General features: G+C 71.3%; 13 protein-coding genes. 2 read left to right on the plus strand and 11 right to left on the minus strand.

Features of this window, described 5'->3' with window-relative positions; all coding sequences use genetic code 11:
• Positions 1-43: 43 nt before the first annotated feature.
• The 8 genes from KBI5_RS09415 to KBI5_RS09450 form a co-directional block, all read right to left on the minus strand.
• On the minus strand, positions 44-1,798 hold the full coding sequence (locus tag KBI5_RS09415; RefSeq protein WP_011436671.1) for an AAA family ATPase: 1,755 nt from the start codon (positions 1,796-1,798) through the stop codon (positions 44-46).
• A 322-nt stretch (positions 1,799-2,120) separates the two neighbouring features.
• Positions 2,121-2,852, minus strand: a complete 732-nt coding sequence (locus tag KBI5_RS09420) for an HAD-IA family hydrolase (protein WP_241882777.1) — start codon at positions 2,850-2,852, stop codon at positions 2,121-2,123.
• Positions 2,849-4,186: an ABC transporter ATP-binding protein gene (locus KBI5_RS09425; RefSeq protein WP_085015017.1), complete on the minus strand. Its 1,338-nt coding sequence runs from the start codon at positions 4,184-4,186 to the stop codon at positions 2,849-2,851. Before KBI5_RS09425 ends, KBI5_RS09420 begins: the two co-directional genes overlap by 4 nt.
• 7 nt (positions 4,187-4,193) lie before the next feature.
• On the minus strand, positions 4,194-5,021 hold the full coding sequence (locus KBI5_RS09430) for a carbohydrate ABC transporter permease (protein ID WP_011436668.1): 828 nt from the start codon (positions 5,019-5,021) through the stop codon (positions 4,194-4,196).
• The gene (locus KBI5_RS09435; RefSeq protein WP_241882778.1) at positions 5,008-6,024 is read right to left on the minus strand and encodes a sugar ABC transporter permease; all 1,017 of its coding nucleotides are present in this window, start codon (positions 6,022-6,024) and stop codon (positions 5,008-5,010) included. Before KBI5_RS09435 ends, KBI5_RS09430 begins: the two co-directional genes overlap by 14 nt.
• Positions 6,024-7,433: an ABC transporter substrate-binding protein gene (locus tag KBI5_RS09440; protein ID WP_085015018.1), complete on the minus strand. Its 1,410-nt coding sequence runs from the start codon at positions 7,431-7,433 to the stop codon at positions 6,024-6,026. Before KBI5_RS09440 ends, KBI5_RS09435 begins: the two co-directional genes overlap by 1 nt.
• Before the next feature lie 118 nt (positions 7,434-7,551).
• Positions 7,552-8,373: an MBL fold metallo-hydrolase gene (locus KBI5_RS09445; RefSeq protein ID WP_011436665.1), complete on the minus strand. Its 822-nt coding sequence runs from the start codon at positions 8,371-8,373 to the stop codon at positions 7,552-7,554.
• A gap of 276 nt (positions 8,374-8,649) precedes the next feature.
• Positions 8,650-9,612 (minus strand): LysR family transcriptional regulator, encoded by a 963-nt coding sequence (locus KBI5_RS09450; RefSeq protein WP_011436664.1) that lies wholly within the window; start codon positions 9,610-9,612, stop codon positions 8,650-8,652.
• Positions 9,613-10,202: 590 nt separating this feature from the next.
• On the opposite strand from KBI5_RS09450, the gene KBI5_RS09455 reads away from it, so the two are divergent.
• The gene (locus tag KBI5_RS09455) at positions 10,203-11,363 is read left to right on the plus strand and encodes an acyltransferase family protein (RefSeq protein ID WP_157902477.1); all 1,161 of its coding nucleotides are present in this window, start codon (positions 10,203-10,205) and stop codon (positions 11,361-11,363) included.
• A 58-nt stretch (positions 11,364-11,421) separates the two neighbouring features.
• Positions 11,422-12,090 (plus strand): TetR/AcrR family transcriptional regulator, encoded by a 669-nt coding sequence (locus tag KBI5_RS09460; protein ID WP_085015020.1) that lies wholly within the window; start codon positions 11,422-11,424, stop codon positions 12,088-12,090.
• Positions 12,091-12,135: 45 nt separating this feature from the next.
• On the opposite strand, the gene KBI5_RS09465 is transcribed toward KBI5_RS09460, so the two are convergent.
• From KBI5_RS09465 to KBI5_RS09475, 3 genes are all read right to left on the minus strand, one after another.
• Positions 12,136-13,287: an acyl-CoA dehydrogenase family protein gene (locus KBI5_RS09465; protein ID WP_011436661.1), complete on the minus strand. Its 1,152-nt coding sequence runs from the start codon at positions 13,285-13,287 to the stop codon at positions 12,136-12,138.
• A gap of 62 nt (positions 13,288-13,349) precedes the next feature.
• On the minus strand, positions 13,350-16,094 hold the full coding sequence (locus KBI5_RS09470; RefSeq protein WP_085015021.1) for a LuxR C-terminal-related transcriptional regulator: 2,745 nt from the start codon (positions 16,092-16,094) through the stop codon (positions 13,350-13,352).
• A gap of 120 nt (positions 16,095-16,214) precedes the next feature.
• Positions 16,215-17,784 (minus strand): AMP-binding protein (locus tag KBI5_RS09475; protein ID WP_241882779.1); only part of this gene is annotated, 1,570 nt, incomplete at its 5' end.

The raw sequence follows: 17,784 nt of genomic DNA on the forward strand, positions 1-17,784 counted from the left end.
CGGCACCGCGCGGGGATGGTCGCGCCGGACCCGCCGAGCGACGTCAGTCGAGGTGGGCGAGGACCGTCTGCAGGGCCTCGGCGACCGGGACGGCGGTGCGTACCACCGTCGCCGACGGCCAGGGGTCGGCACGGGCAGCCATCGCCCGGTGGATGGCCATCGTCGCCTCCGACGGGTCGGTGCCCGCGGCGGCGCGGCGCCCGATCCGGGCGGCCGCCACCTCCGGTGCCGTCACGCAGTGCAGCTCCACCAGGTCGGCGCAGACGCTTGCGGCGAGCTCGGCGGCGGCCCGGCGGTGACGCGCGCTCGACCAGGATGCGTCCAGCACCACCCGTTCCCCGCGGGCGAGAGCCGCCTCGGCGCGGCGCAGCATCTCGGCGTACGTCGCGTCGGTGATCTCGGGGGCGTAGCGCCCGGTGCCGAACCGCGGGTCGGAGGTCGCGGGGTCGCCGTCCGCGGGGTCGGAGGTCGCGGGGTCGGAGGTCGCGGCCGCGCCGGTACCGGCGTCGCGGCGGGCCCCGGTTCTCGTGGCGGTGCCGCTGGCGTTGCGCAGGGCACTGGCATACCCGCCGGCGGTGGTGTCCGCGGCCGGCCCGCCCTCACGCAGGGGCATCCCGGTCAGCTCCTGGCGGATCACGTCGGAGCGCAGCAGCACCCAGCCGTCACCGACCCCGGCCAGCCGGCCGGCCAGGGTCGTCTTGCCCGTCCCGGGCAGCCCGCCGACCACGACGAGCTGGACCCGGCCAGCCCGCAGATGACGGTGGGCGACGGCCAGCAGCCGGCGGGCCTCCTCGGCCGCGTCGGGATCACCCTGCCCGCCCCGGATACAGGTCACCTTCGCCCGGACGAACGCCCGGTAGGCGACGTAGAGATGCTGCAACGACCGCGGGTGCACCTCGCCGCTGAACTCTCGGTAGGCGTCGAGGAACTCGGCGGCCTCCTCCGGCGCGCCGAGGCGTTCCAGATCCATCGCCAGGAACGCGACGTCGCCGAGGACGTCACCGAAGCGCAGCCGCGGGTCGAACTCGATGCAGTCGAGGATACGGGGTCCGTCGCCGAGGCAGTAGATGTCGTCGGCGAGCAGGTCGCCGTGCCCGTCGCGGATCCACCCGGCGCGCACCCGATCGCCGAGCAGGGTCTCCCGGCCGGCCAGGTAGCGCAGCGCCAGTTCGCCGATCTCGTCGACCACCGCCGCGTCCAGCAGGGTGCCGCGGTAGGGGGAGATGCCTTCCAGGCCCTCCCGCCACAGCCCCTCCAGGGTCGCCCGCTGCCCCGCCACCGCGATCTCCGGTGAGGTCTCGCACCGCTGGTGGAACACCGCCAGCGCCCGGGCGACCGTGCGCAGTGCCGGGCCGACCCGGCTGCGCCGGCGGACGAGGGTGGACAGCCGCCGGCTCGCCGGCATCCGCCGCATCACGACCAGGTGGTCGATCACCTCACCGGTGTCGTCGAGGAGATCGGCGACACCCAGGTAGACGTCGGGGGCCAGCCGGCGGTTGAGCGCGACCTCCGACCGGCAGACCGACTCCCGGGTGCGGCGGTCGGTGAAGTCGAGGAAGCCCAGGTTCACCGGCTTCTTGCGCTTGTACACGCGATCGGCGGCCAGGTGCAGCGTGGCGCTGTGCGTCTCGTAGGTCTCGAACGTCTCCAGCTCGGACAGGTACAGGGCGCGCAGCCGGGGCTGGGCCGGGGTTGAGGCGGGGGACGGCGGGTTCGTCGGGGACAACATCCCTCCGGCCGCGTGATGGTCGTCCGCCCCGGTGGAGGGCGTCGCATCCCGCACGTACTGGATGGTCATGGCCCCTCCAGGGGGTCGCGTGGCAGGTCTGGCGGGTCGGGACACGGCGGTCGACGCTCGTCGCACCGCGTCGGACGGTCGGACGGGTGACGCCGGCGGTGTGGACAGATGAACGCCGACGTCCGATGGCTCCGAACATCATCGTCGCCGCCGGCGAGCATCCTCGCGACCGCCAGAGGTTGCCTACCCGGGGGCCCTTCGGACCATTCGTGGTGGACGTCCGACCCGACCCGGGCCGCACCCGCCAGCGGGTCACCGGCCCGGTCTAGCCGGCCAGCTCGGAAACCCCGGTCACCGCACCCCCGCCCGGTACCGGCCCGGTCTAGCCGGCCAGCTCGGGAACCCCGGTCACCGCGGCCAGCTCGGCCAGCGTGTCCGCGACGCTGCGGTGATGGATCGCCGTCCAGCCGCGCCGGCGCGCTGCCTCACAGTTCGCGGCGGCGTCGTCGATGAGGACGCAGCCCGGGCCGGGCTGGCCGAACGTGCGTTCGGCGAGGTCGTAGACGGCCGGGTCGGGCTTGCCGATCCCGATCTCATGGGAGTTGATGATGGACTCGAAGACCGACCAGTCGGGCAGCAGCGCGCGGCGCAGCGGCTCCCACTCGGCCACGCTGTTGGTCAGCAGTCCCACCCGCAGGCCGGCGGCGCGGGCGCGCAGCAGCCCATCGACCATCACCGACTCCAGGGTGCGACCGGCATACCAATGGTCCCCGAACCGGGACAGGTCAATGCGCGGCGGGTGGGCTGTCCCGAGGGCGTCCGTGACGAGGATCCCCCAGTCGTGCTGGCTGACCACGCCCCGTTCGAGGGGGCCCAACGTGCGCAGGCCCCACGTCGCCGCCACCTGGTCGAACGCCCGGCGCAACTCGTGGGCGGGTACGCCCACGGCGGCGACCAGGTCGCGGAACGCCACAGCGATCGACGACGTCAGCACTCCGCCGAAATCGCACCAGATCGCCCACGGCGCCGCGCCGGCCGCCCGGGGCGCGGCCTCCCCTGGGGGCGCGGTCTCCCCCACGGGGGCGGGACGTCCCGCGGGCAGCGGTTCGGTCATGTCGGCTCGGCGTCGTGGGCGATCTCGTCGACGCGCTGCCCACTGACCGGGTCGAACAGGTGCAGTCGGCACGCGGGAACCCGGACCCGCAGCGGGGTGCCGACGGCCGGGACGCCGGCCTGGGCCGGGACGGTCACCGCCCACCGGGCCGGGCCGACCTCGTCCGGGCCGGCCTCGTCCGGGCCGGCGTCCCACTCGCCGGTCTCCCCCGCCGCGGCGGCCCCGCTCACGCAGTGGACGACGACCACGTCCCCGGTGAACTCGACCACGTCGACCAGCCCCTCCATGACCAGGCCGGCACCGGCCAGGCCCGCACCGGCCAGGCCGCCCGCTGCCGCGGCCCGATCGGGCCCGGCCTCGATGACGCCGTCCCCCGGCCGCCAGCCGAGCCAGGCCCGGGGCAGCGTCAGCGGTCCGGCCAGCCGCGCGGACAGCCCCGGTGCCGCGAGCGCCCCACCGCCGTTCGTCACCTCGACCAGGTGCAGGTTCATCGCCGGACTGCCGACGAACGCGGCGACGAAGACGTCGGCCGGCCGGCGGTAGACCTGCTCGGGCGTGCCGGCCTGCGCCACCCGTCCGCCGTTCATGACCACCAGATGGGTGCCCATGGACAGCGCCTCGAGCTGATCGTGGGTGACGAGAACGACGGTGTTGCCCAGCTCGCGGTGCAGGCGCACGAGTTCGGCCCGGGCCTGCTGGCGTAGCTGGGCGTCGAGCGCGGAGAGGGGCTCGTCGAGCAGGAGCACACTCGGGCGGCGCACGATCGCGCGGGCGAGGCCGACGCGCTGGCGCTCACCCCCGGAGAGCTGCCCAGGTCGGCGGTGCCGCAGGTCGGCGAGCCCCAGCAGGACGCAGGCCTCGGTGACCCGGCGGGAGATCTCGCCACGGCTCGGGCCCGCCCCGCCCGCCCCCCGGCGCAGAAATCCGAGGCGGCCGCGGTTGTGCTTCGCCTCGAGCCGCAGGCTGAAGGCGATGTTCTGCTCGACGGTGAGATGTGGGTAGAGCGCGAAGTCCTGGAAGACCATCGAGACCCCGCGCGCGCCCGGTGGCGTCGCCGTGACGTCCACCCCGTTGATCGTCAACCGGCCTTCGTCGGGGGTCTCCAGCCCGGTGATGACCCGCAGCGCGGTCGACTTCCCGCATCCCGACGGCCCGACGATCACCGTGAAGGACCGGTGCGGAAGATGCAGGTCGGCGACGTCGAGCGCGGGCCGCCCGGTGCCGCCGTACCGGCGCATGATCCCACGGAAGTGCACCCCCCCGCTGGGGGCGGGGAGCTCCGGCGGTGGGGCCTCGCCGAGGATCGGCCGGCTGGTCACGGTGGTGTCGGTCATCCGGTGCTCATCTCAGGCCAGCTTGGAGGAAAGCGTCGGTGATGCGGCGGGAGGCGAAGAGGTAGACGATGGTCACCGGGATCGAGGCGAGCATGGCCCCGGCGAGCAACGGGCCGTACTCCGGGCCCTCCTGGGTCTCGAACATCTGCAGGCCCGGCTGGATGGTCGTCGTGTCCCGGTGGGGCGCGACGAGGGTGGGCCAGAGATACTCGTTCCACGTCGTGATGAACACGACGACGGCCACCGCCGCGAGCGCGGGGCGCAGCAGCGGCAGGACGATGTGGCGCAGCGTCTCGGCGTGGCTGGCGCCATCGAGGGTCGCGGCGCCGAGCAGGGTCGGCGGGATGCCGCGGATGTGCTCGCGCAGCAGCAGCACCGCCAGCGAGCAGGTGGCCAGCTGCGGCACGATCAGCCCGGCGAAGGTGTTGCGCCAGCCCAGCCGGGAGACCAGCAGGAACTGTGGGATCATCAGGGCCTGCGGCGGGACGACGAGGGCGATGACCACCAGCGCGGAGACGAGCCGCTGCCCGGCGTGGGAGAAACGGACGAACGACCAGGCTGCGAGTACCCCGGCGACGAGGTGCAGGATGGTCACACCCGTCGCCATGACGAAGGTGTTCAGCAGCAGTCGGCCGATGGGGAACCCGTCGATGGCGTTGCGGTAGTTGCTCAGGCTGGCCGGGATGGGCAGCGGGTTGGCGCCGTAGATGTCCGCGGGCGGCTTGAACGAGGTGGTCAGCGCCCACAGCATCGGGAAGAGCATCGCGACGACCGCCACGGCGAGTACCACGTGCCGGCCGGCGGCGCGGGTGGCCTGGACATCAGAGCGCGGCACGGCGCCTCCTGGTCAGCGCGGTCAGCGGGGCGGCGAGGGCAGCCGCGAGCCGGGTGGTCGGCCGGTCCCGGTCCGGGGCGCCGAACGTGCCGGCGACGCGGCGGGCCAGCGTCGACAGGCCGAACAGGGCGCACAGGACCACCACGATCGTCAGCGCCGCCGCCGCGCCCGTCCCGGCGTCGAAGTAGGTGAACGCGTAGGTGTACAGACGGTAGTAGACGTTGTCGGTGGTGTTGTCGGGGCCGCCCTGGGTGAGCACGGCGATGTTGGTGAACGTCCACTGCCCGGCGAACACCGCGCACAGGAACGACAGCAGGATCGTGGTGCCACGCAGTTGGGGGACCACGAGACGGCGGGTGATCTCCCATTCGGTGGCGCCGTCGACGCGGGCGGCGTCGAGGCAGCGCCGGTCGATCGCGGCCAGTGCCGCGCCGTAGAGCAGCATGTTGAGCGCGACGAACCGGGCCGCGGTGACGAGCGAGATGGCGGCGAGGGCGGTCGAGGGATCACCGAGCCAGTCCCGCTCGCCCAGGCCCAGCCCGCCGGTGACGACGTTGACGATCCCGCCGAGCGGGTCGAGGACGAACCGCCAGGACAGCGCGTTCGCGACAGGGGCGAGCATCACCGGCAGGAACAGCAGGGCCCGGTAGATGTCGCTGGTCCGACCGGGTCGCTTCCACAACATGATCGCCAGCGCCATCGGGACGACCGTCGCGAAGGGCAACATCACCAGGACGTAGAGGCCGGTGCGGCTCAGCGCCCGGGGGAACTCTTCGCCCCCGAACAGGCCGCGGAAGTTGGCAAGCCCCACGAAGTCCTGGTCGGGTTTGATCAGGTCCCAGTTCGTCAGGCTCAGGTACGCCTCGAAGAGCAGCGGCCCGTAGACGAAGACCGCCAGCGACACCAGCACCGGCGTCTGGTAGAGCCACGGCACGGCGCGGCGTGCCACCGTGGCCGGGAGGACCCCGCGCGGGCGTGCCGCGCGGGGCCGGGTGCCGATCATCAGGAGGAGAGTGCGCGGATCTTCTCGGCGGCCTTGCTCAGGGTCGCCTGGGGATCGGCCCCGCGCAGGACGATCGGTTCGACGCCCTCGTCCTGCAGCACGACGACGGCCTGGTTGGCCTTCGCCCCGCGGAACGAGGTGTAGGGGGTGACGGTGTCGAGCTGGTCGAGGGCCGGTTCCAGCAGCTTCACGATCGGGGTGCCGGCGAGCTTCGTCGCCACRCTCTGTCGCAGCGGCAGGTAACCGATCTTCGAGGTGATGATCTCGAAGCCCTCGTCGGAGGTGAGGAACTTGATGAACTCCCAGGCGGCGCGCTGCTTGGCCGGGTCCTTGGCCAGCACCGCGAGCCCGGCGCCGGAGTAGGTCGGGCGGGCGGGTTTGGTGCCGAAGGACGGCAGACCCGCGGTGCGCAGCTCGAACTTGCCCGCCGCCGCCTTCTGGGCGCTGGCGAGCAGCGCCGTGCTGGTGACGAACATGCCGAGGTCACCCTTGGTGAACGCGGCCAGGGCCGCTTCGGCCTTGACTCCGGGCTGGGCACCCGAGGCGGTCAGGTCGGCGATCGTGGCCAGAGCCTCGACGGCCGGCTGCTTGTCGAGGGTGACGCCGCCGTTCTTGTCCACCAGCGAGCCGCCGTTGGAGTTGACGACCGACTGGGTCAGGTAGTCCGACTTCCCGCTGTCGACGACGCTGATGTAGACGCCCTGCTTACCGGTCGCCTTGATCTTCAAAGCGGCGGCCTTGACGTCGGCGAGGGTCGTCGGCGGGTGTTGCGGGTCCAGGCCGGCGGCGCGGAACAGGTCGGCGTTGTAGTACATGACCGGGATCGACATCGTGAACGGCATCGCCGCGACGACGCCGTTGGTGGAGACGGCCGACAGGATGCTCTTCGAGATGCCGGCGGTGGCCGACTCCCACTCGCTGCCGGCGACCTTCTGGACCGGGGTGATAGGCAGGGCGTCGACCGCCTCGGCCATCTTGCTCCAGCCGATCTGGGCGACGTCGGGCGGATCACCGGCGGCGGTGTCGGTGCGCAGCCGGGTGAGGACGTCCTTCACCGCGACGCCCTGCGGCTTGACCGTGATCTTCGGGTGCGCCTTGGCGAAGGCGTCGAGCAGTGCCTGGGTTCCCGTACCACCGAGACCCGGGGTGCCGTAGTTGTAGGACAGGAAGGTGATGGTCGCCGGGGTGTCACCTTGCGGTGTCGCGGCCGGGGTACCGGAGGCGGTGTCGCCGTCCGAGCCGCAGGCCGCCACGGCGAGCAGGCCGACCGCGGCGGACAACGCCGTGACGACCAGCCGGGCCCGGTGCCGCCGCGGACGGCGGCCCGGGCGTTCCTGTCCTGCGTCCCGTTCTTGTCCTGCGTCCCGTTCATGTCCAGCAGCATCGTCGTGCCGGGAAACGGCTGTCACACCAGTCGCCTTTCACGCGTCGGAGCGATTGCGTCACCCGAGGGGTGATCGCGTCCCGGGAACAGGTCGCAGCCCGGGAACAGGGTGCCCCCCAAGGGGGGCAGGACGTCGGCGGAGGTCATGCGACGTCGAACTTGCGGGCCGGGGCGGCCAGGTGCACCGGCCCGTCGAACACCCGCTCGGCCTCGGCGCGCCGCGCGGCCAGCCACTCGGGGTCGTCGGTGACGAAGTGGGTGAGCACGAGCTGACCCACCCCGGCGAGCCGGGCCGCCTCGGCCGCGTCGAGGGCGCTGAGGTGGCCGTGGTCGCTGTCGTCGGTCAGCTCGAGGGTGGCCTCGGCGAGAAAGAGATCGACGCCGCGGGCGAGGTCGACGAGGGCGTCGGTCACTCCGGTGTCGCCGGTGTAGGCGAGGCTGGCGTCCGCCGTCTCGATGCGGATCCCGCAGTTCGGTACCGCGTGGCGCAGCCCGTGCAGGCTGACCAGGCAGTCGCCGATCTTGAAGGTCTCCCCCGGGTCGTACTCGCGGACGTCGAAGGCGACCTCGAACGCCTTGTCCAGCAACGGGATCGTCGCGACCGGAAATAGTCCGGCCAATGTCCGGAAGGTGTCCAGGCCGCCCCGTGGAAGGTAAAGCGGAATCGGTTCGCTGCGCGTCGGAATGTCGCGTGCCGGCAGCGTCGGGAATCGCATGGGATACCGGGTCCGGCTGGCCAGCAATGCCTTCCCCACCGGCAGGAGATCATAGCAGTGATCGGAATGCAGATGACTGATCACAATACCGTCGAGCACCGCGGGATGCCCCAGCGCGCTCAGCGCCGTCGCGGCGCCGGGGCCGCAGTCCAGCAGCATCTTCGTCTCCGCGGTGCAGACGAGGTAGCTGGAGCTGCACTGACCGCCGGTCGGCATTCCCGACCGGCAGCCCAGGACGGTCAACCGCATACGTTCATCCGTTCATCTTGATGTTCCGCTCTTGGTGTTCCGTTGGGAACATTCCGTTGGGAACATGTGGAACATTCGGCGCCGGGGTGCGCGAGGATTTCCGCTGTCATCCGCGATGCTGCTGGGTGGCGCCGTCGCCGGCAATACGGAACTTTCGAACGGACGATTGCCCCAGCCAATCGTCATCTACACGCGCCGCCGTCGCCGAACGGCCCGTGACGAAGAACATCGGGTCGGTCCGGCGGCGGGGGCCCGAAGGTGCCGGGGGGTGCGGGCTCAACCACCGGAAGCCGGCTGCCCGTCGTGGGCGAGGACCGGCACCTGCGGCGCGGCAGGCGCGGGGACGGCGTCCTCCCCGAAGGGACCCGCGTTGTCCAAGCTGCGCAGGAACGCCTCGACGACGGGCGGCGGGTCGGGGTGCCAGACCACCTGCACCCCGACGGTGGGCACCGGCTCGACGAGCCGCACGGCCGCCAGGCCCTTGCCGGGCACGAAACCACTGCGGACGGACGAGGCGAATCCCACGACCGACTTCGTCGTGACGATGATCCCCGTGGCACCCGAGTCGTCGACCTCGTCGGCGACCGTCAGGCTGATGCCCGCCCGGCCGGCCGCGGCGAGGATCGCGTCGTGCATGGCGGGGCTCTGTTCCCGCCGGAACAACACACACCGTTGACGCGCGAGCTCCCGGAACGACGCCTGCTGGCGGTCGGCCCACGGATGGTGGTGGCCGACGATGGCGACCAGCGGCAGGGTGAGAATCCGTCGCGACTGCAGCCCGACGGCCGGCGCCCCGCCGAACACGAGCGCCACGTCCACCTTGCGGTCGTGCAGGGCGGCGAGCGTCGGTCCGCTGCGGGCCTCCCAGAGAACCGTGGAGATGCCAGGGTAGTCGGCGCCCAACCGGACGAGGGTCGGCTGGAGCACCCGCTGCCCGGCGGGGAAGTTGAAGCCGATGGTCAGCACGCCCACGCGGCCCGAGGCCGCCTCCCGGGCCGCCGACACGGCCCGGCGCGCGGTGTCGAGGACCCGCCGGGCCTCGACCTCGAACGCGCGGCCGGCCGCGGTGAGCCGCACCTCGTGGGAGGTCCGGCTAACCAGTTCGACACCGACCTCCCGTTCGAGGCGCTGGAGCTGCTGACTCAGCGACGGCTGGGCCAGGTGCAGCCGGGCCGCCGCCCGCCCGAAGTGCAGTTCCTCGGCGATTGCGAGGAACGAGACGAGATAGCGGAACTCCATGCGGGTCTCCACGGCACCTCCCCGCAGAAAAATATCGTTCCGGAATACCGGCGGCGAAATATAAAAAAAACGGACGGTGAAATTCCCGTGTTGATTGGCCGCCCAGCCGATCATGGATGATGGCCGCGGATCATCGCCAGCGGGCTGGGGCCATGGGTTACCGGCCCACCGGGCCCGCCGGACCCACCGATCTTTTGTTGATCATGATAGCCGAGTGGGCGTCAACACCGTTGATTATCTTGCTCGGGGTGAGGGAGGACCGGCCGGGCACCAGACGGCTGGCTCGGAATCGAACCGCCCGCGGCGGACTCTCCCCCGCCCGCCGCGGACCGCGTCACCGCCGGGGACGGGGACGCCGGCACCCCCGCGGGCGACCTCCTAGACCGCTGGTCCGGCTGCCCGAGAAGGTCTGCTGCCATGGGATGAGCGTGCGGCCCGCCGGGTTCATCGCGGTTTCACGGCAGTTTCAGGTGCCGGGTCCGTCCCGGCAATCGCCGGGGCGCCGCGTCTGGYAGCCTGGCGGTGTGTGGTCACCGTGGGGCGGGCTGCGCTCCATGGGCCGCTCCATGGGCCGGTCCGTGGAGCGGTCCGTGGRCCGGCTCGTCGACTCCACCCCGCCGTCCCGGGCGCGCGACGTCGACTTCCTGCGCCTGGCGAGCGTCTGTGTCGTGGTGCTGTGGCACTGGGCCCTGTCCATCGACCACTTTCGCGGGGGCGTCCTCGTGATGCCCAATCCGATCGCGCGGATACCGTTCGCCTGGCTCGCGACCTGGCTGCTCCAGGTGATGCCGGTGTTCTTCGTCATCGGTGGCTTCGCCCACCTGGCGGCCTGGGACGCGGCCGGTCGCGCCACGGGGTCCCCGCGCGATGATCCCGCGCGTCCCTGGGGCCCGCGGGCACGGCGCTTCCTGCGGGGGCGGCTGCGCCGCCTGTTGCCCCCGATGGCGGTGTTCGCCGTCGTCTGGGCGGCGGTCGACGCCGTCCTGCTGCTCGCGGTCCCCGACTACCCGGGTCTGCTGCGCTATGGACGGGCCGTGCTGGTGCCGCTGTGGTTTCTCGCGGCGTACCTGGGGGTCATCCTGGTCGTGCCGGTGACCGCGGCGGTCCATCGGCGGTTCGGCCGCCGGTTCATCCTGCTGTTGGGCGCGGTCGTGGCGCTCGTCGACCTGGCGCGGTTCGGCACCGGCAGCACGGTGTTCGGCTATGTCAACACCGGTCTCGTCTGGATTTTCGCCCACCAGCTCGGGTATTTCTGGCGGGACGGCGTCCTGCGCGGGCCGCGGCGGGCGCTGCTGACGGCGCTCTGCGGGCTGGCGGGGCTGGTGACGACGCTCGACGAGTATCCGCGATCGATGGTCGCCACCGAGGGAGCCAGACGCGGCAACATGTTCCCGACGACCGCTGCGATCGCCGTGCTCGCCGTCTTCCAGCTCGGTCTGATCCTGCTCGCCGCACCCGCCCTGAACCGGATGCTGGCCCGGCGCCGGCCGTGGACGGCGGTCGTCACGGGCAACGCCGTGATCATGACCGTGTTCCTGTGGCACATGACGGCCCTGCTGCTCGCGATGGTCACGATGCGGGCGGTCGGGCTGCCGATGCCCGACGAACCGACCGCGACCTGGTGGGCCGGGCGACCGCTGTGGGTGATCCTGCCCGCGCTCTTCCTGGCGCCGTTGATCGTCCTGTTCGCGCCGGTGGAGCGCGGGGCCGCGGCCCCGCGTGGACCGGCGCGCACCGGGCCGGACGACTGAAAACCTGGGTTAGCCAGTATTAACCAGGCGGGCACCGGCTGTCCCGGAAGGCGGTAATGTGCCGACCGTGTCCTTCAGCCTCGAAAAACCGCCGCCAGCAGGATCGCGCCGGGAGCGTATCCTCGCCGCCGCGGCCCGGTTGATGGCCGAGCGCGGGTACCACGGGGTGAGCATCAACGACATTGGCCGGGCCGCGGGCGTCTCCGGGCCGGCGTTGTACAAGCATTTCCCGAGTAAGCAGGCGATCCTCGGCGAACTGCTGATCGGCATCAGTGAACGCCTGCTCGCCGAGGGCACCCGTCGCGCGGCCGCGGCGCCCAGTCCGGACGGCACGCCCAGTCCGGACGGCACGCCCAGTCCGGACGGCACGCTGGACGCGCTCGTGCGCTGGCACGTCTCCTTCGCTCTCGACTCACCCGAACTGATCCGTATTCATGATCGCGACCTGACCAGTATGAACCCGGCCGACGCGCGCACCGTGCGCCGGCTGCAACGCGGCTACGTCGAGCTCTGGGTCGCCCAGCTGCGCGCCCGCAGCCCCGAACTCGCCGAGGGCACCRCCCGCGCCGCCGTCCACGCCACCTTCGGCCTGCTGAACTCCACCCCCTACAGCGCGGTGACGATGAGTCGGCCGCAGCTGGCGGACCTGCTGCACCGGCTCGGCCTGGCCGCCCTGCTCGCCGCGGGAGCGCGGCGCCCGGCACCCGGGCCGGCCGCCACCCGCTGATGATCTTTCGCGGGGTGCCGGCGGTGTTCTCGCGAGCCTCGTGACCTACAGACCCAGTTCGCGCGCGATCAGCATCTTCTGGACCTCGCTGGTGCCCTCGCCGATCTCCAGGATCTTGGCGTCCCGCCAGTGCCGGGCGACCGGGTATTCGTTCATGAACCCGTAGCCGCCGTGGATCTGCGTGGCCTCGCGGGCATTCGTCACCGCCGCCTCCGAGGAGAACAGCTTCGCCATCGCCGCCTCCTTCTTGACGGGCAGGCCGGCGAGCATCCGGGAGGCCGCGTCGTAGTAGGCGGCACGGGCCACGTACGTCCGCGCCTCCATCTCGGCAATCTTGAAGGCGATTGCCTGGTTGCGGCCGATCGGCGCGCCGAATGCCTCCCGCTGCTTCGCGTATTTCACGCTCTCGTCCACGCAGGCCTGCGCCAGCCCGACGGCCAGCGCGGAAATCGCGATCCGGCCCTCGTCCAGGATCTGCAGGAAGTTCGCAAAGCCGCGGCCGCGCGCACCGAGCAGATTCTCCGCGGGCACCCGCACGTCGTCGAAGGTCAGCGGATGGGTGTCGGAGGCATGCCAGCCGACCTTCGAATAGGCCGGACCGGCGGTGAAGCCGGGGGTGGGCACCGGCACCAGGACGGACGAGATCTCCTTGTGTCCGGCCGGGGTCCGCCCCGTGACAGCGGTGACGGTGACGAGCCGGGTGATGTCGGTACCCGAGTTGGTGATGAAGGCCTTCGAGCCGTTGATAATCCAGTCGCCGCCGTCGAGCCGGGCGGTGGTGCGGGTGCCGCCAGCGTCGCTGCCCGCGTCTGGTTCGGTCAGCCCGAACGCGGCCAACGCCCGCCCGCTGGCGAGCGACGGCAGCCACTCCTCCCGCTGCGCCGGCGTGCCGAACCGGTAGATCGGCATCGCGCCGAGGCCAACCCCGGCCTCCAGCGTGATCGCCACCGCTGAGTCGACCCGGGCCAGCTCCTCGATGGCCAGGCAGAGGGCGAAGAAGTCGGCGCCCTGCCCGCCGTACTCCGCCGGGAACGGCAGACCGAACAGGCCCATGTCGGCCATCTGCGCGACGACCTCGTACGGGAACGTCTTCTCCTCGTCGTGCCGCGCCGCCCCGGGGGCGACCACCTCGCGGGCGAACGCCTCCACGGCCTTGCGCAGGGCTTCCTGCTCCTCGCTGAGCCGGGTGTCAGGCATCGCTGTCCTCCCCGTCGTGGAAGCGGCACCCGCTACCAGGGCGTTCAGGGCCACCAGGGCATTCAGGCCAGGATCCGGCGCCGGCGGGCCTCCGAGACCGATTCCCCGCGCCGAGCGACCCCGAGCTTGGTGTAGATGCTCTTGAGATACCACTTGACGGTGTTGATGGTCAGACCGAGGTTACGCGCGATTTCCTTGTTCGACAGTCCGCGGTCCAGCAGACGGAGGATGTCGATCTCGCGGGCGTTGAGCGGCTCTTCGGGAGCGGGGTTCCGCTCGGCCGGGCGATCGATGATGGGGATCGCCGCCCGTTCCGCGTCCGCGTGGGCCGTGGCGAGCAGCTTGGACAGGTAGTCGGAGGGCACGGTGGGCAACTCCACCGGCCACCGGCGGCACCGGCTCGCGTCCCGCAGCTCGCCAATGATCTTCAGGAGTTCCGGGCCGGCGTCGGTAACGGTGCGCACCAGACCGCAGCGGGCCCCGGCGACGACGGCGGGCACGAGGGTGCGCAGCGCGGTGTCGGTGTCGCCGGTCAGCGAGTGCACCACCGCGAGGTCGATACGCGTGGCCGTTTCGGCGTACCGCCAGGCCACGGAGCTGCTCTCCTGGTGCATCTGGGACAGCAGCCGCAGGGCACCGTCGTAGTCGGCCTGGGCGGCCATGACCCGCGCGCGCATCGCGAGCTGGTAGTGGCGGGTGGCCATGGCGATGCCGTCGCCGCCGCGGGCGACGTCGTCGCTTTGGCGGGCGAGCACGTTCTGGGCGCGCCCGAGGTCCCCACGGGCCAGGTGCAGCCGCAGGCGTTCGTGATCGACGGCGGCCGACAACCGAGGCAGGACGAGCTGGCTCGCCGCCTCGCTGCCCTCGTCGAGCAGGTGCCAGACGTCCTCGATCTCACCGCGCAGGGTCTTGATGCGGGCCAGCGTGGAGTAGGTGGCGATCATGAGATCGGCGACGCCGCTTTCGGCACCGAGCTCGTGGCACTCCTCCAGCAGCCGCTCGGCGGCGTCGATGTCGCCCCGCTCGTAGTACAGCCGGCCCAGCAGCGCGCCGGCCAGCCGGGCGGCGTGCGAGCGCGGCCCGGCGGCTTCGCGGGCGAGGGCCACGGCTTCCCGGTACAGGCGTTCGGCGGTCACCAGGTCAAGCTGGGCGAACGCCGCGAGTCCGGCGAAGCAGCGCCCGTACACGCCGGCGAAAGGCCCGCGGGTGGTGTCGTGGAAGGCATTGGCCCACCGCTGCCGCGCCTGCGCGGTGTCGTAGGCGAAGGTGTGGATGTCGACGAAGGTCCGGATGTTGGACGACACTGCGACCAGCCACGGCCGGTAGCCGGAGTTCTTCGCAATGTAGGGGGCGATCAGGTCAGCGGCGCGGTAGATCCGGTCACCATAGACGTCGATGCAGGCCTGGACGACATCGGCCTCGCCGAGGATGTCCTTACCGGTGTCGCTGGTGTCGTCGGGTGTCAGGGCGGCACGCACGTGGTCGAGCGCGACCTGCGCGGGCTGYGCCCGTTGCAGCAGACAGTTGGCCCAGGCGATCGCGATCTGCAGCCGCGACCGGCCGGGCAGCAGCGCCGACGGCAACTTGTTGACCAGGCTGAGCAGGACGGCCATCCGGCTGTGCTCCACCAGGTGCATGGCCTGCCGCTCCACCAGGTCCACCGCCCCGGCGTCGTTACCGGCGGCCAGGGCATGGGTGAYCGCCTCACCGAGCAGACCGTGATCAGCGAACCAGGCCGACGCGGTCCGGTGCAGGGTCACCACCCGATCCGCATGATCACGCTCCAGGCGGCGGCGCAGGTAACCCACGAACAGATGGTGGTAGCGAAACCACTCCCGATTGTCGTCGAGCGGCCGCAGGAACAAGTCCCGCCGTTCCAGCTCCTCCAACAGCGCCTGCCCCCGCCGCTGCCCACTCACCGCCGCCGCCAGATCACCGCAGAGCCGATCACAGACGGAAGTCGTGAGCAGGAAGTCGAGCAGATCCGCGGGCAGCGCATCGAACACGTTCTCGGCGAGATAGTCACCCAGGGAGTGATGCCGCCCGGAGAAACCGCGGATCAACGCCGACGGGTCGGCGCTGTCACGCAGCGACAGGGTCGCCAGCTGCAACGCGGCGACCCAGCCATCGGTACTCGACCACAGCCGATGCACGTCCGTGCTGTCGAGATCCAACTCGTTGAGCTCAAGCAGGAAGGCCGCGGATTCCCGATGGTCGAACCGCAGCTGCGTGGCGTCGATCTCCGTCACCTGGTTACGCACCTTCAACCGGCCCACGGCCGGCGACCGGGTCCGGCTGGTGACGATCAGATGCAGGTTGGCCGGACCCGCTTCCAGCAGGAACTCCAACGCGGCAACAGCCTGCGGGGCGTCGATGAGATGCCAGTCGTCGAGCACGATCGCCAATGGCCGCCGATGCTCGGCAAGCTGGTTGACCAGCTCGGTGAGCACATACCGCTGCGCGTCGTCGGAATGCCCCTCCAGCACCTCGACCAGGTCACCGCCCAGGGTCGGTTCGACCCGGCGCACCGCTTCGATGAGATGGCTGAGGAACCACACCGCGTCGTTGTCGTCCCGGTCGAGGCTCAGCCACGCCACCGGCACCCCCTCGGCGCGCAGCACCCGCTGCCACTGCACCGCCAGCGTGGTCTTCCCGAACCCGGCCGGCGCGTGGATCAAAGCCAGCCGCCGGGCCCGGCCATCTCGCAACACGTCGAGAAGCCGGTCCCGGCCGACCAGCTGGGTGTCATAGGTGGGTGCCTGAAACTTCGTGGACACGGCCAGCGTGGGACGTGCCTTGGTGTCCATCCAGCTCGCCTCGCTTCCGAGGGCTCCCCGCCCGGCTCCCCTGCCACGCGTTCGTGACGATACTCACACACCCTCGGGCTGATTTTCGCACTGGCCGCCCAGGCCGCAACACTTTGGGCGTCACCAACCGGGCCAGCCGGCCCGCAGCGCCTTCTTGTCCAGCTTGCCGTACACGGTGGTCGGCAGGGCCTCRACGACCCGCACGGCCTTGGGCTGCTTGTACCGGGCAAGCTCGACCCGACAGTGCGCCAGCAGCTTGGCCTCGTCGAACGCACCGGTATCATCGGGCAYGACGAACGCCACGACCGCCTCACCCCAGTCCGGATGCGGCACCCCGACGACCGCGACCTGCCCAACCCCAGGACAGGCCGCCGCCGCGTTCTCCACCTCCGTGCTGTACACGTTCATCCCACCGGTGATGATCATATCGTTCTTGCGGTCCAGCAGATAGACGTACCCCTCGGCATCCATCCGCCCGATATCCCCAGTATGCAACCACCCGTCCCGCAGCGCCTTGGCGGTCTGCTCGGGCCGGCCCCGATACCCCACCATCGTGTACGGCGTGGCGGCGACGATCTCCCCGACCTGACCGCGGGGCAGCTCCCGGCCAGCCTCGTCGACCACCCTGACCGTGGCCATGACGACCGGCTGACCACAGCTGGCCAGCCGATGCTCCCCGTCAGGATCAAGACGATGATCCTCACGGCGAAGACGGGTGATGAAGTTCGGCGCCTCCGACTGCCCGTACAGCTGCATGAACACCGGGCCGAGCACCTCCAGGCCCTGCTCCAGCCGCTCCCGGGTGATCGGCGCGGCACCGTACAGGATGGTCCGCAGCGAGCTGAGGTCCAACGCGCGGCCCGCCGCCCGGTCAAGCACCCGGTAGATCATGGTAGGCACCATGAACGTGAAGGTCACCCGGTCGGCGGTGATCCGCTCAAGCACCAGCTCCGGGTCGAACCTGGTCTCCAGGAAGTGCCGGGCCCCCTTGAGCATCCCGGCCTGCAGCAGGAAACCCGCGCTGTGCGGCAGCGGCGACATCAACAGCAGCACCTCGTCGTCGAGCAGCCCCATCTCCATCACGTGCGAGAACAGATTGAGCGCGAGATTCCGCTGGGTGTGCATCACCCCTTTGGGCAGACCGGTCGTACCCCCGGTATAGACGATCAACCCCGGGTCGGTGGGTGTCGGGTCGACCTCCGGCACGGTGGTCGGCTGCCCGGCCAGCGCGTCGTGCCACGCCACCACCCCGCCCGGGCAGTCGTCCGGGTCGGCGACGGCGATGACCGTCTCCAACAGGGGCGGCGCGGAGTGCAGCGCAGCCGGGAGCATCCCCGCATCGGCGAGGACGACCCGGGCCTCGCTGTCCCGCAGAATGTAGTCGATCTCGCTGGCCGACAGCATGTCGTTGAGCGCCACCTTGACCGCGCCACACCGCAGGATCGCCTGATCCGCGACGATGTACTCGGGCCGGTTGGACATCATCAACGCCACCGACACCCCCGGCCCCACCCCCGCCGCACGCAGCCGGTGCGCGAGCTGGTTCGCCGCGGCCACGATCTCGCCGTACCCGTAGGTCCGCCCCTGATAGTGCAGGGCGGGACGCGCACCGAACCGGTCCAACGCGTCGACGAACACCGCCTTCAGGGTCAGGTCACTTTTCCCGGTGAGATCACTCATCGCACACGCT

It is taken from the genome of Frankia sp. KB5 (genome assembly GCF_002099325.1).
GTDB classification, from domain to species: domain Bacteria; phylum Actinomycetota; class Actinomycetes; order Frankiales; family Frankiaceae; genus Frankia; species Frankia casuarinae.